Source organism: Flavobacterium sp. AG291 (assembly GCF_003350375.1).
GTDB classification, from domain to species: domain Bacteria; phylum Bacteroidota; class Bacteroidia; order Flavobacteriales; family Flavobacteriaceae; genus Flavobacterium; species Flavobacterium suzhouense.
In genome coordinates this window covers 149,999-163,936 of the sequence record NZ_QQAR01000008.1, presented here as the reverse complement: position 1 = coordinate 163,936, position 13,938 = coordinate 149,999, and the positions used below count along the sequence as shown (strand labels likewise).

The 13,938-nt window shown below is 39.7% G+C and carries 6 protein-coding genes; 2 read left to right on the top strand and 4 right to left on the bottom strand.

Annotation, left to right across the window (positions count from 1 at the left end; translation table 11 throughout):
* Positions 1 to 3: 3 nt before the first annotated feature.
* Genes DEU42_RS10260 through DEU42_RS10245 form a run of 4 tightly spaced genes read right to left on the bottom strand, consistent with a single transcriptional unit; the run spans position 4 to position 3,974 of the window.
* Positions 4 to 1,164, bottom strand: a complete 1,161-nt coding sequence (locus DEU42_RS10260; RefSeq protein WP_114758206.1) for an aspartate aminotransferase family protein — start codon at positions 1,162 to 1,164, stop codon at positions 4 to 6.
* Between the two features lie 20 nt (positions 1,165 to 1,184).
* Positions 1,185 to 2,162 carry an N-acetyl-gamma-glutamyl-phosphate reductase gene (gene argC, locus DEU42_RS10255; RefSeq protein WP_114758205.1) on the bottom strand — a complete coding sequence of 326 codons (978 nt, stop codon included), beginning with the start codon at positions 2,160 to 2,162 and terminating at the stop codon, positions 1,185 to 1,187.
* The gene (locus DEU42_RS10250; protein ID WP_114758204.1) at positions 2,155 to 3,348 is read right to left on the bottom strand and encodes an argininosuccinate synthase; all 1,194 of its coding nucleotides are present in this window, start codon (positions 3,346 to 3,348) and stop codon (positions 2,155 to 2,157) included. The genes argC and DEU42_RS10250 overlap by 8 nt, the downstream gene beginning before the upstream one ends.
* Positions 3,345 to 3,974 (bottom strand): GNAT family N-acetyltransferase, encoded by a 630-nt coding sequence (locus DEU42_RS10245; protein ID WP_114758203.1) that lies wholly within the window; start codon positions 3,972 to 3,974, stop codon positions 3,345 to 3,347. Before DEU42_RS10245 ends, DEU42_RS10250 begins: the two co-directional genes overlap by 4 nt.
* A gap of 1,224 nt (positions 3,975 to 5,198) precedes the next feature.
* Here DEU42_RS10245 and DEU42_RS10240 point away from each other — a divergent pair.
* Together DEU42_RS10240 and DEU42_RS10235 are read left to right on the top strand one after the other, a co-directional pair.
* The gene (locus tag DEU42_RS10240; RefSeq protein WP_158537875.1) at positions 5,199 to 11,951 is read left to right on the top strand and encodes a gliding motility-associated C-terminal domain-containing protein; all 6,753 of its coding nucleotides are present in this window, start codon (positions 5,199 to 5,201) and stop codon (positions 11,949 to 11,951) included.
* A 3-nt stretch (positions 11,952 to 11,954) separates the two neighbouring features.
* Positions 11,955 to 13,928, top strand: coding sequence for a type IX secretion system membrane protein PorP/SprF (locus DEU42_RS10235; RefSeq protein WP_114758201.1), 1,974 nt, complete (start codon positions 11,955 to 11,957; stop codon positions 13,926 to 13,928).
* The last annotated feature ends 10 nt before the right edge of the window (positions 13,929 to 13,938 follow it).

The window sequence follows — 13,938 nt, the reverse complement described above, 5'->3', positions numbered from 1 at the left end:
GTATTATAATTCTGCATTTGCCTCAACAGCAATGGCTGTCAAAGCGTTCTTCAATCCTTTAAAAAATACATCTACATCTTCTTTTGTTATCGATAGTGGTGGCAGTATACGAAGCAGGTTCTTTTGCGAAGCATTGCCTGTAAAGATGTGCTCATTATAAATGAGTTTCTTTCTTAGTTCGCCCACTTCAAAGTCAAATTCAAGACCCAGCATCAAGCCACGGCCTTTTATATTTTTTACTTCAGGAATCTGGTTTGCCAATTCCTTAAAATAAGCGCTTACCTCGTTTACATTGTCGATAAGATTCTCATTTTCGATAATCTCGAGTACTGATAATGCTGCCGCAGATGCCAAATGGTTTCCGCCAAAGGTAGTGCCCAGCAAACCGTGGGACGCTTTAAACTTAGGAGAGATCAGTATTCCACCAATAGGAAAACCGTTGCCCATACCTTTTGCAAGGCTGATAATGTCCGGCTTTATGTCGTGGTGCTGATGTGCAAAGAACTTACCCGAACGGCCATAACCACTTTGTATTTCATCTAAAATTAATACGGTTCCACTGGTGTTACAGACTTTTTCTATATGTTTAAAGAAAAGGGTAGTGGCTTCATCAAGTCCGCCTACACCCTGTATGCCTTCAATAATTGCAGCGCAGATATGACCTTTAGAGATTTCTGCATCAAATGAGGCTGTATCATTAAGAGGCAGGAAAACCACCTCATGGCCTGCATTAAGCGGAGCTACTATAGATGGATTATCTGTAGCGGCAACAGCTGCCGATGTTCTACCGTGAAAAGCTTTTTTAAAAGCAATCACTTTTTTCTTCTGTGTGTGAAAAGATGCCAGTTTTAGTGCATTTTCGTTGGCTTCAGCCCCCGAGTTGCACAGAAAAAGGGTATAATCAGGGTAGTCGCACTGTTGTACCAGTTTTGTTGCCAGTGCCTCCTGTACAGGATTAGCAATGGAGTTAGAGTAGAAGCCTATTTTACCTACCTGTTCGCTCACTGCCTTTACGTAATGAGGGTGAGAATGTCCTGCAGATATTACGCCGTGGCCACCATAAAAATCCAGGTACTCCTGTCCTTTATCGTCCCACACTTTAGCTCCCAGTGCTTTTACCGGAGTTATATTATATATTGGATATACGTCAAATAAATTGCTCATTTTTCTTTGTTTTTTTGTGGTTAAAACCCTGCCGGTTTCAATTTCAGCCCTGTATTTTCTTCAAGGCCAAACATCAGGTTCATGTTTTCAATGGCCTGCCCCGATGCTCCTTTTACCAGGTTGTCTATTACAGAGGTTATCAGCAGGTATTTTCCTTTTTGCTCCAGACTGATAAAACATTTGTTGGTCTGAACGGCCAGTTTCAGGTTTATGCTGTCAGTTGTTACATTTACAAACGGCTCATTAGCATAGTACTCTTGGTATATGTGTAGTACTTTATCAAAATCAGCAGTAAGCGGAGTATAAAGCGTAGCAAATATGCCTCTCGTAAAATCCCCTCTGTTAGGAATAAATAACAACTCGCTTTCAAAACCGCTTTGCAGTTGCTTAAGGCTCTGGTTGATCTCACCCAGGTGCTGGTGCTCAAAAGCCTTGTAGTGCGACATATTGCCGGTACGCCACGGATGGTGCGATGTTGCCGACGGCTGAACTCCTGCGCCTGTACTTCCCGTGGTAGCATTTATATGTACATCGTTTTGTAATAAGCCCTTTTGTGCCAAGGGTAAAAGTGCCAGCTGTATGGCAGTGGCAAAACACCCGGGATTAGCAATGTAATTAGCTTTTTTAATAGCTTTTCTGTTTAGTTCAGGTAAACCGTAAACAAATTGTTTTCCGTCAAACAGGCTATCGCTTTCGAGTCTGAAATCATTACCCAGATCAATTATTCGGGTGTTTACAGAGAATGGATTTGCAGCTAAAAATGCTTTCGACTGGCCATGACCAAGGCATAGGAACACTACATTTACATTACTATTTATGGTGTCTGTAAAATTAAGGTGCACCTCTCCCAGCAGATCCTGATGCACAGATGTTACCGGTTTTCCGGCGTTTGTGGTACTGTATACAAAATCAATTCCTGCCTGAGGATGGTAAGCCAAAAGCCTTAACAATTCACCGGCTGTATAACCTGATCCTCCAATGACACCTGCCTTAATCATAACTCTCTGAGTTTACGTGAGCATAGATATTCTGGGCGTTGCCCACAATCTTGATGAAGCCTTTGGCATCGTCGGCTGTCCAGGCGTTGTTAATCTCTCCATACTGACCAAAACCACTATTCATAAGGTCGTGTTCCGATGCTATACCGTCAAGCGAAAAATGGTAAGGTTTCAGCGAAACAGTTACCGTTCCGGTTACTGTTTTTTGAGTGTCAGTAAGGAAAGTTTCTATGTTTCTCATAACAGGGTCAAGGTATTGGCCTTCGTGAAAAAGCATTCCATACCAGTTGCCCAGTTGCTCTTTCCAGTACTGCTGCCATTTGCCCAGTACGTGTTTTTCAAGCAGATGGTGTGCTTTTATGATGATAAGCGGAGCAGCGGCTTCAAAGCCTACACGTCCTTTTATACCTATAATAGTATCGCCTACATGAATGTCCCTACCTATGGCATAAGCCGAAGCAAGTTCTTCAAGCTTCTGGATGTTAAGCGACGGTTTTTCAAAAGTACCGTTAAGGCCAACAAGCTCTCCTTTCTCAAAGTGAAGCGTAACTTTTTCCTGTCCTGCTTTTGTAAGTGGGGAAGGATAGGCTTCTTCCGGTAACGGCTGACCAGACGTAAGCGTTTCTTTTCCTCCTACGCTTGTTCCCCAGATACCCTTGTTGATAGAGTATTGTGCTTTTTCCCACGAATATTCTACACCATTCTGCTGAAGGTACTCCACCTCCTGCTGACGGGTTAGCTTCAGGTCACGGATAGGAGTTATGATCTGCATTTCGGGAGCAATAGTCTGAAAAACAAGATCGAAACGTATCTGGTCGTTTCCTGCTCCGGTGCTTCCATGAGCAATAGCATCTGCGCCTAGTTTTTTGGCATGCCTAACGGTTTCCAATGCCTGGAAAACCCTCTCAGCACTTACTGAAAGCGGATAAGTGTTATTTTTAAGCACATTGCCAAATACCAGGTATTTGATTGCTTTTTCATAATACTTATCTATTATATCTAGATTGGTATGCTGTGCAGAGCCCAATTCATAGGCTCTCTTTTCAATATTAGTCAGTTCCTCGGGGGTAAAACCTCCGGTGTTTATAAGCAGGGTATGCACTTCATACCCAAGGTCATTTTTTAAATATTTAAGGCAGTAAGAGGTGTCAAGACCTCCACTGTATGCTAAAACTACTTTTTTCATGCTACTTTTTCTTTTTTCAGGAATAGTGCCTGCTTAATGCTCTTAAGCCTGCTAAGCACTTTTTGGTTAAAATTGTATTTCTCTTCTTTTTGTTTCTTGTCGTTGGGGTCATATAACATGCCCGTGCACAGGCACATTTTATATTCCTTACGTTCAAGTATGTCAAAATTGGTACAGCCACGACATCCGTTCCAAAAGGTAGGATCGTCAGTCAGTTCGCTAAAAGGCACCGGCTTATACCCCAACTCACTGTTTATTTTCATGACAGCCAGCCCGGTAGTTATACCAAATATTTTGGCACCCGGAAACTTTTGTTGTGAATACTCAAATACGCGTTCTTTTATTTTTTTGGCCAGGCCAAGGTTACGGAAGTCGGGATGAACTATAAGTCCGGAATTAGCCACAAACTTACCGTGTGACCAACTCTCGATATAGCAAAAACCTGCAAATTCTCCGTTAGCGATTGCAATTACGGCATCGCGGTTTTCCATCTTTTTGATGATATATTCAGGGCTTCTTTTGGCAATGCCAGTACCCCTTATGATGGCCGAAGCTTCCATTGTATCGCATATCTGCTGCGCAAATTTGTAATGCCCTTCATGGGCTATCACAATAGATACATCCATTGAGAAAATATAATTAGTTGTAAAACAATAGTGTAAAACGTGGAGGGAACCGTGCGGAACGGTTCAGGAATAACTATGCAGACCTATGGCCGGAATGACCGCGGACTAAAAAGAAAATTAAGGGAAGCAATGATAACTATGCCTGTATGTACAGGGCTCCCAAAAAAGGATTGTGATTTCAATTCAGGAAAATAAATAAAAGTGAATATTCGGGCAAAAAACGAGCGGTACTAGATAGACCGCACCATCCGGCTGGTAGCCTGGTTTTTTGTCCGTGACATATTAGTTATATGTAATTCAGTTTTATTCATCGGGTGCAAATGTATGATATTTTAAAACTACTGCGTGTTAAAATCCGTACATACCCTTAATTTTTATTAAAAACGAACTATATGTTCTTATCTGTTTCAAATTTAAAATCAAAATGAAGGAAAATAACGTGTTTACTATGATTTATTTCATAACATTCTATTATGTAAGGAAATAGCTTTTTACTACTAATGAGATTCTGATTTATCTTATAACTAACTGAAGTGTATTGTATTGATTATTTAAATTATTTCTAGTATGCTTTTGTAAGAATAGTTATCAACATTTTTATAAACTATTTTTTTGATCTCACATAGTATTCAATTTCCAACTAAAAATTCTTAAGGAATAATTATACGGAAAAATCTCATTAATTAATAAAAAAAGTTAATTTAGTATAAAGCTTTTCTGCCAAAAATTATCCCCCGGTTTTTTGCAGGTTCTTCAGTTTTTTGTGTTTAATGTGTTGATTTTCAGCTTGTATTATTGTTAATAACTGTATTGATAAAAAATATGGTTTTGACGCATTATAAGTGTTAAAATTCGCCTTTTTATGCACTTTACTAAAAAAAACTTACATTTTTTCGGGGTGTTTAATATTTAAATATTAAATAATTTAACATAAAATCGGCATAAAGTCTATCTGAAAAAATACAACAAAGAGTGTGAAAAAATGTAAATAAATCAAAAAACAAGTCATTTTTGTTATATATATAACATTAAAGAAAATGCTCATAGTTAATTAAATTCTAAAGTTTTGTAAAAAAACGATTTATAAAGTAATTATGTGGCATGATTTGGTCGTGTTTTTATTTCCTTTTATCGAATTTAATTTTTGATAAGAATTTGTTTACATAGGTTTAGTCTCGAAAGTTGATATTCGTGCAATGATCAAATACTGAAATGAAGAAAGGAATGAAAATAATTTATTTAATATTTAGCTTATTGGTAGGGCTCGGCTTTAGCGTATGCGGATATTCGCAGGTTGTGCTTTCCAAACCTACATTCAGTTTTACACAGGCATGCGCATCTGCTTCATTTAATAGCTTTTCTTTTAGCCTTACAGTTGCGCCAATTTCAAACCTTGGTGCAAACAACCAATTTATCGTAGAGTTGTCTAATGCTACAGGTAGTTTTGCTGCTCCTGTTACGGTTGCAACATTACCTAATCCGTCAACCACAGTATTAAGCGGTAGCTTTAGTGTGCCTACCAATGTATATGGTGAGGGGTACAGAATAAGAGTAAGAAGTACTAACCCTGTTGCAACAAGTTCTGCGAGTAATGCCTTTCCTGCTTATTATGCAGTGCATAACCAGCCTTTCTCAATTAATAATAACGTTGGTACAGTAAATATATGTTCAGGTACCAGTTATACACTAAGTATAGATAATACAGGAACGCCGGCTTCTCCACTTTATTATCCACAGCTTACTTATATATGGTATAAAGATATGGTTGCCATATCGGGTCAGACAGGGTCTTCACTTACAGTTAACCAGTCAGGAAGCTACCATGTGGTTACTAATTATGGAAGTTGCGTTTTAAATTCATACTCTAACATAGTAACAGTAAACATTCAAAGTATATTAACTCCGGTTATAAGTACTAATGATGGTAATAATACTATTTGTGCCGGCTCTACGAAAACACTTTCGAGTGATGTAACGGATAGCGGATTTACATATACCTGGTATAGGGATAATGTTGTTATACCTGGAGCAAACCAGCCAACTTATGCTACAAATCAGGGTGGGATATACCATCTGGTAATAACCGGAAGCGGCTGTACTTTTGTTACAAATGATTTAGATCTCGATGTTATAGACTTTAATCTTGATGTCGACCCTGCCGGGCCGGTTGTTATCATTCCGGGGCAATCGGTAACGCTTACCGCAATTAACGATGCTGTAAATCCAACGTATCAATGGTCTAAAAATGCAACGGCTATTTCCGGAGCAACCCAAATGACATACAACGTTACCCAGGCGGGTACTTATAAGGTAGCGGTAAATGAGCCTACACCTTGTAATACAACTAAAGAAGATACAGTTGTTGTAAATTATCCTAATAGTTTTAACCTGGCTGTTCAGCCAAATGTGGGTTATACTGCCTGCACAAGTTCTACTGTAACCTTGAGTATATCACAATTTGAAGCTGTAACAGGGACAGGAAATGTAAATCTTATTGGTAATTCGTATGGTTATGGCTATCAATGGTACAAAGATGGTGTAGCTGTTTCGGGAGCTACCACTAACCAGCTTATCGTTAATAATGCAGCAAATAATGGTAGTTATACATTACAGGTAACTTTGCCTGATTATGGTGTTCTTACATCTAATGCAGTTGCGGTAGGATTAGGAATTCCTAATGTTACAATCTCAGGACCAACAAGCATTTGCCAGGGAGGTATAGCTGCATTGACATCAAGTATTACCGATGCATCCTTAACTTACGAATGGTATAAAGACGGAGTGTTGATACCTGCTATCACGACTCCAACACTTGCTGCTGATGCTGCGGGTGATTATTACTTAAAAATAAGTTCAGGTTCGTGTAATAAACAATCAAACACTATCCATATTACGGTAACAGGTATAACTGTTAGCAGTAGCAACCCTACTACAGATGTTATTATTCCGGGACAGCCTAAAACTCTTACGGTTACTACAAGTGCTGCGGGTCCGCAATATGTGTGGTACAGGAATAATGTTGTAATAGCAGGAGCTACTTCGGCTTCATATACAGCAACGCAGGATGGAACTTATAAAGTAGTGGTGACACAAAGCATAGGCTGTAACGCTACTAACGAGGCTACATTTGTACTTAATTATCCATCAGGGTTTACACTTACCATTGCGCCTGCTCCGGGTTATACTGCCTGTACAAGTGCTAACGCTACTTTGGTTATATCAAGCTTTACAGCACAAACACCGTCAGGAAATGTGAATGTTGCTTCAATGGGATATGCTTATCAATGGTACAGGAACAATGTAGCTGTACCGGGAGCAACTGCTGCAACGCTTACTGTAAACAGTTCATCACTTAACGGTACGTACAAGCTGGTTGCAACAATACCTAATGTACCGGTAGTAAACTCTAACGATTATGTGCTTAATCTGGCAATGGAGCCTATTACTGTGAGTGGAAACACTGTTTTTTGTACTGGTTCTTCGGTAGTTCTGTCTGCCAGTGTAAACAGCCCGACCTATACCTATCAGTGGTATAAAGATACAGTGCTTATTCCTGGTGCTACAGGAGCAACTTATACTGCAAATGCAATAGGTAATTATTATGTTGCAGTAACAGGAGGAACCTGTTCTACACAATCTCCCGTATTTACACTTCAGGAGGCTACCATCTCAATCAGTTTAAATGTAACGGCTACCGATGTAATTCTTCCGGGACAGCCTAAAACAATAAGTGTAACAACAAATGCTGCTTCGCCAACGTATGTATGGTACAGAAATAACGTAGTAATTTCGGGTGCTACTTCTGCCAGTTATAGCGCTACACAAGATGGTACTTACAAAGTAGTGGTAACTCAAACTGTGGGCTGTGCTGCTACTGCCGAAAGTACATTTGTATTAAATTATCCGTCAGGTTTCAATCTTTCAATTGCAGCAGATGGGGCTTACACAGCCTGTAGTAGTACTATAGCAACTGTTAGTCTTTCTGCATTTACGGCGACTACACCTTCGGGCAATGTAAACGTTGCAGGGTTAGGTTATGCTTATCAGTGGTATAAAAATAACGTGGCTGTACCAGGAGCAACATCGGCATCGCTTATTGTAAGCAGTGCTTCAGACAATGGGACTTACAGGCTTGAAGCTACGATTCCTTCTTTTGGTGTTATTGTGTCTAATAATGTTGTCGTAAATCTTGCAGTTGAAGCTGTGGTGATAACAAATGCTTCAGGTCTTTGTGCAGGGGGCAGCGTTGCCATAACTTCAAATGTAACTAATCCGGGATATACTTATCAGTGGTTTAAGGATACTGTTGCAGTAACAGGAGAAACTTCTCCGTCTATAACAGTAAATACAGCAGGTTCATACTATCTTGTGGTTATCGGAGGTACCTGTACAGTACAGTCTAATACGATAAACATGGTAGTTTCCGGTATTACTGTAAATACTACCAATCCGGCTACAGATATCATTATGCCGGGTCAGCCTAAAACACTTAGTGTTACTACCGACGCTGTTTCGCCAGCATACGTTTGGTACAGAAACAACGTGGTTATACCTGGAGCTACAGCTGCTACCTATAGCGCAACACAGGATGGTACTTATAAAGTAGTGGTAACACAAACCGTAGGTTGTGCGGCTACTGCCGAGAAAACATTTGTACTTACTTATCCGTCAGGATTTAACTTAACTATTACTACCAATGCGGCTTACTCACCATGTGTGAGTAACTCGGTAACATTGAGTATAAGTTCGTTCACAGCAACAACACCTTCGGGGCCTGTAAACGTTTCGTCGCTTGGGTATACTTATCAGTGGTATAAGGGCAGTAATCCTGTTCCGGGTGCTACAGCATCAACCCTGTTCCTGAATAATGCTTCACAAAACGGAAGTTATAAAGTAGTTGTAAATGTACCTGATTTTGCCCCGGTAAATTCCAACAGTATTAATGTTAATATCGCAATACCAACAGGAGGTCTTACTATTGTTAAGAGTGGAACGCTTTGTGAGGGTTCAACGATTGTATTGTCATCAAACATAACTGACGCGGCTTATACTTACCAGTGGTCTAAAGACGGTGTAGCTGTTGCAGGGGTAAATGCTCCTACCTATACTGTTAGTGAGGCAGGTAATTATCAGCTTGTTGTTACTTCAGGTAGTTGTACAGCTCAGTCAAACGTGTTGAATGTAACCGTTTCAGGAATCACTGTAAGTAGTACTAACCCTACTATAGATACTATACTTCCGGGTGCTACTAAAACTCTTACAGTTACTACTGATGCTGTATTGCCGGTTTATGAATGGTACAGGAACAATGTGCTGTTACCGGGTGAAACTTCAGCATCAATTACCGCAACACAGGATGGTGATTATAAAGTAGTGGTAACACAAACAGCCGGATGTGCTGCAGTTGAAGAAAAAATATTTACGCTTCAGTACCCTCTGGGCTTCCAGATTACTGTTGCTGCCGATGGAACGTATACACAATGTACGAGCGCTTCTACATCAATGCTTATTACGGCCTTTACAGCGCAAACTCCTACAGGAGATATTGTTGTAAACGTACCGGGTTACTCATACCAGTGGTATAAAAATGATGTTGCTATTGCAGGAGCTACTTCGGTTACCCTGGCACTGAATGGTGTGACAGATAGTGGAGATTATAAACTACAGGTTACCATACCGCAGTTTAGCCCAATATTCTCTAATACAGTAACTGTTAAGCTCGCTATAGATCCGGTTGTAATTACAGCAGCTGGGCCATTGTGCACGGGATCTACAGTAGCGCTTACATCAAATACAACAAACCCCGCTTATAGCTATCAATGGTATAAAGATGGTGTTGCTGAAGCAGGTGCTAACGCATCTTCTTATACAGCTTCGGCGGCAGGTAGTTATTATCAGACAGTAACATTTAACGGCTGTACTTACCAGTCGAATGCAGTTACACTTCAGATTGCAGTTATAGCAATAAACAGTACCAGTCCGGCAACAGATATTATCCTTCCGGGACAAACAAAAACAATTACAGTTACTACAGATGCTGCTGTTCCTACTTATGCTTGGTACAGAAATAACGTACTGCTTACCGAAACATCGGCAATGCTTACAGCAACTCAAAATGGAACTTATAAAGTGGTGGTAACACAAACATCGGGCTGTACTGCTACTCAGGAAAAAACATTTATCCTTAATTACCCTACAGGCTTCCAGCTGTCAACTGCTACAGGGCCTTCTTATACGGCATGTACAAGCAGCACTGTAACACTTAGCATATCTAATTTTATTGCGGTAACACCATCAGGTAATATTAATGTGGCTTCGATAGGATACCAGTATCAGTGGTATAAAGATAATGTGGCAATACCTGGAGCGACTTCGGCAACGCTAACACTAAACAATCCGTCACAAAATGGAGTTTACAGGGTAGAGGCTACCATACCTGATTTTGCACCGGCTGTATCAAATAATATTACTGTAGCGCTTGGTCTTGGTGCGGGAGCTGTGAGCATAACTTCATCAGGAACATTATGTGATGCAGGTTCTCAGGTAACTTTTACCAGCAGTATTAGCGATCCTTCATATACATACGAATGGTTTAAAGATGGTGCTTCGGTTAGCACAGGTACAAACCCTGTTTATACCGCAACAGAGCCGGGAACTTATTCGGTAAAGGTAACTGCCGGAGGATGTAATACTACATCTAACGCACTAACTATTGAGCAAAGTACATTTAGCCTTACAGCTACTTCTCCGGTTACTGATATCATTATACCAGGCCAAACCAAAGTACTTTCGGTAACTACTGATGCATTACAGCCTACATTCGTATGGTATAGGAATGGAAATGTTATTACCGGAGCAACAACTTCGTCGCTTACGGCAACACTTGCAGGAGAATATAAAGTGGTAGTAACGCAAAACCAGGATTGTATCATTTCTAAAGAAGTGACTTTTGATCTTACTAATCCTTCAGGGTTTGCGCTTACGATTGGTTACCAAAATTATCAAAGCTGTGTTAGCACACAGGTAAATCTTTCTATTACTGAATTTAAAGCCGTTACCGATACAGGAATTGTAGATTTGATAAATAACAATTTTGGATATGGTTACCAATGGTATAAAGATGGTGGTATTATTCCGGGTGCTACACAAACAACCTATCTGGCTACACAAACGGGTATCTATACGCTTGAAGTAAATATCCCTGATTTTGGTATCGTTACTTCAAACGGGGTAGCTATTCAGCTGGCATTTGTTGAGGATGTTACAATATCGATGGATGAAATATTTTGTACTGAAGGTACTGAGGTAACCATTTACAGTAATGTTACTAACCACGATTACCTGTATACCTGGTATCGTAACAACACCAGTATTCTTGCAGGAACGCAGTCTTCTATAACAGTTAGCGAAGTGGGAACGTATCACCTGGAGGTTGTATATAATGGTTGCACCATTTCTTCTAATGATCTTGTTCTTGCACCATTCGACATGGAGCAGATTACCATAAGCGTTGGTCCTGAGGTTGACCTACCGGAAGGAACAAGTATGACAGTTACTGCTTATGGGGCAGATGAATATACATGGTACCAGAATGGTGTAGTGATAGGGCATGATGACCATATTGTAATTACCGAACCTGGAAGCTACGAAATGAAAGTGGTAGTAGGCGAATGCGAAGTTACTAGGGCATTCTTTGTATCAATTGTTGAAAATACACTTATTGCTATACCTAATCTTATCTCGCCTAATAATGATGGTATTAATGATAAATGGGCTATCCCGTTAAAATACCTGAATGATGATACAGAAGTAGTGGTATATGGAACAGACGGTACAATTGTGCTTAAACAAACGCATTATAATAATAACTGGCCGGAAGAAGATTTTGAATGGTCAAGAAAGAGTTCAGTGTATTATTACACGATTATGGAAAAGAATGTAGTAACCAGAAGAGGTTCGATAACCATTGTGAAATAAAGAATGATAAAAAACTACTTTGCTTTACTTCTTTTGGTTTTTCTGACCGCTTTTAATGGGCTGTATGCACAGGATGCCCCTGTACTTACATTTAGCCCGCAGCCGCAAAACAATTTAAAATTCAACAGGTTTTTATTAAACCCGGCATTTTCGTTTGTGAGAGAAGATAACAGATATGTATCGCTTTACCACCGTAACCAGTGGGTTCAGTATGACGATTCACCTAAGGTGTATATGCTGGCCTATACCGGAAAATTTACCGAAAGAGCCGGATTTGGTTTCGGGCTTTTCCAGCAAACCATTGGGGTAATAAACAGTTGGGGTGGTGTTGCCAACTATGCGTATAATGTAAAAATCAAACAAAAATTTGACGTTACCCTGGGTTTTAACGTAGCTTATTATAATAGTGGGATTAATAAGAACAGAACTATTACTGCCGAACCTGATCCGTTAGTAATGGCAATGCGAAATAATTCGCTTGTAAGTATCAAGCCCGGTATTAACGTGCAGTATAAACAATTTGATTTTGGTTTTTATGCTGAAAACCTTATCGAGTACGATTTTAAATCGGCTGATATGTCTGAAGAATATACTAATAAAACATTCTCAGGGCATGTAATGTATACGCACCCGATGGCTCTTAAAGACTTGTTTCAGGATAGTGAATTCAGAGTAATGCTACGTGCTAAAAACACAGAACTTGACGGTTTTGGACTTGGAGGTTCATTGTTGATGAATATCCCAAGAATAGGATGGGCACAGGCAGGTACCGATCCTTATTATGGTATAGCAATAGGGCTTGGTTTTCACTTTACAAAAAAGCTTTCTCTGGGGTATACCTACGAAACTATCACGAAAGAAGGGCTGGTAAACCTTGGGCCTACCCACGAAATCACAATGGTATTTTGCCTTAAGGACAGGGATGTGGCAAGAAAGGAATTGCTAAAGGAAAAAGCGGGAAAACCAAAAGATACCCTTGCCGAACTGGAAAAAGCAGCTACTCTTAAAGATAGTTTGGCAGATGAAGAGGAAGCTATAGCAGCCAAAGAAAATGCTGCTGATAAAATTGCTAAAGCCGACTTTGACAATAAAGCTGAAATTGAAAAACTAAAGATGGATCTTGATCCTGAGAGTATGCACTTGTTGGAGTCTCTCATCAAAGAAGACTCTCTGAATAAGATTAAAAAAGCGGAGTTCGACAAAAAAGTTAAAAACCTTAAGGAATACGCAAAAAGAGAAAAGGCCGCCAAAGAGAACGCAGGTGAAAATAAGCCTGTTGAACTTAAAAATATAAGACAAAGTAAAAGATTAGCAGACCCGAAAACGGTAGAAGAACTGAAACATGCCGAAGATGGTTATTATGTAGTGTCTAAGGATGCTAAGGCTAAAGACAACGATAAGACGGTAGATATTGAAAAACATAAATCGTTTACCGAAGCGGCAAATGCATCGGAAAAGAAAAAAGCTTCAGGAAAAAGGAAAGGGGTATACATAGTGCATGTAGACAATAACCCTAATCCGGAACTGGAAGAACAGATTGAAACCAAAGAAAAACCTAACACCTTACAAAATGAAAAAGATGCTCAAAAAAATACAACGGATGCCCCGGCGAACATAGCTGAGGAGCCAAAGAGCGAGAACCTGAAGACAGAGGAAGATATCAAAGAGTTTTACTCGGATAAAACTTCAAAACCAAGGGAAACGATCAAAAAAGTTAATAGGGCTAATGTAGAAGGGATGGACTCCGGATATTACATTATCGCGAACGTTTACTCTACTCAGGAAAACGTAGAGAAGTTTATAAACAAAATGAGCGAGAGAGGTATTAAAGCAGGAGTGTTCCTGAATCCTAAAAACAACATGTGGTATGTATACCTGAAAAAACATGCTACATGGAGAGAAGCCCTGATTTCTTATTATTCAAATGTTGACAATACTTATTTTGACTCCATCTGGATTATGAGTATCAATAATTAAGAAAGAATTT

What these genes read in the sequence shown, in the direction of transcription:
- DEU42_RS10260 (WP_114758206.1), bottom strand. Translation starts at nt 1,164, where the DNA reads ATGAGCAATTTATTTGACGTATATCCAATATATAATATAACTCCGGTA.
- argC (WP_114758205.1), bottom strand. Translation starts at nt 2,162, where the DNA reads ATGATTAAGGCAGGTGTCATTGGAGGATCAGGTTATACAGCCGGTGAA.
- DEU42_RS10250 (WP_114758204.1), bottom strand. Translation starts at nt 3,348, where the DNA reads ATGAAAAAAGTAGTTTTAGCATACAGTGGAGGTCTTGACACCTCTTAC.
- DEU42_RS10245 (WP_114758203.1), bottom strand. Translation starts at nt 3,974, where the DNA reads ATGGATGTATCTATTGTGATAGCCCATGAAGGGCATTACAAATTTGCG.
- DEU42_RS10240 (WP_158537875.1), top strand. Translation starts at nt 5,199, where the DNA reads ATGAAAATAATTTATTTAATATTTAGCTTATTGGTAGGGCTCGGCTTT.
- DEU42_RS10235 (WP_114758201.1), top strand. Translation starts at nt 11,955, where the DNA reads ATGATAAAAAACTACTTTGCTTTACTTCTTTTGGTTTTTCTGACCGCT.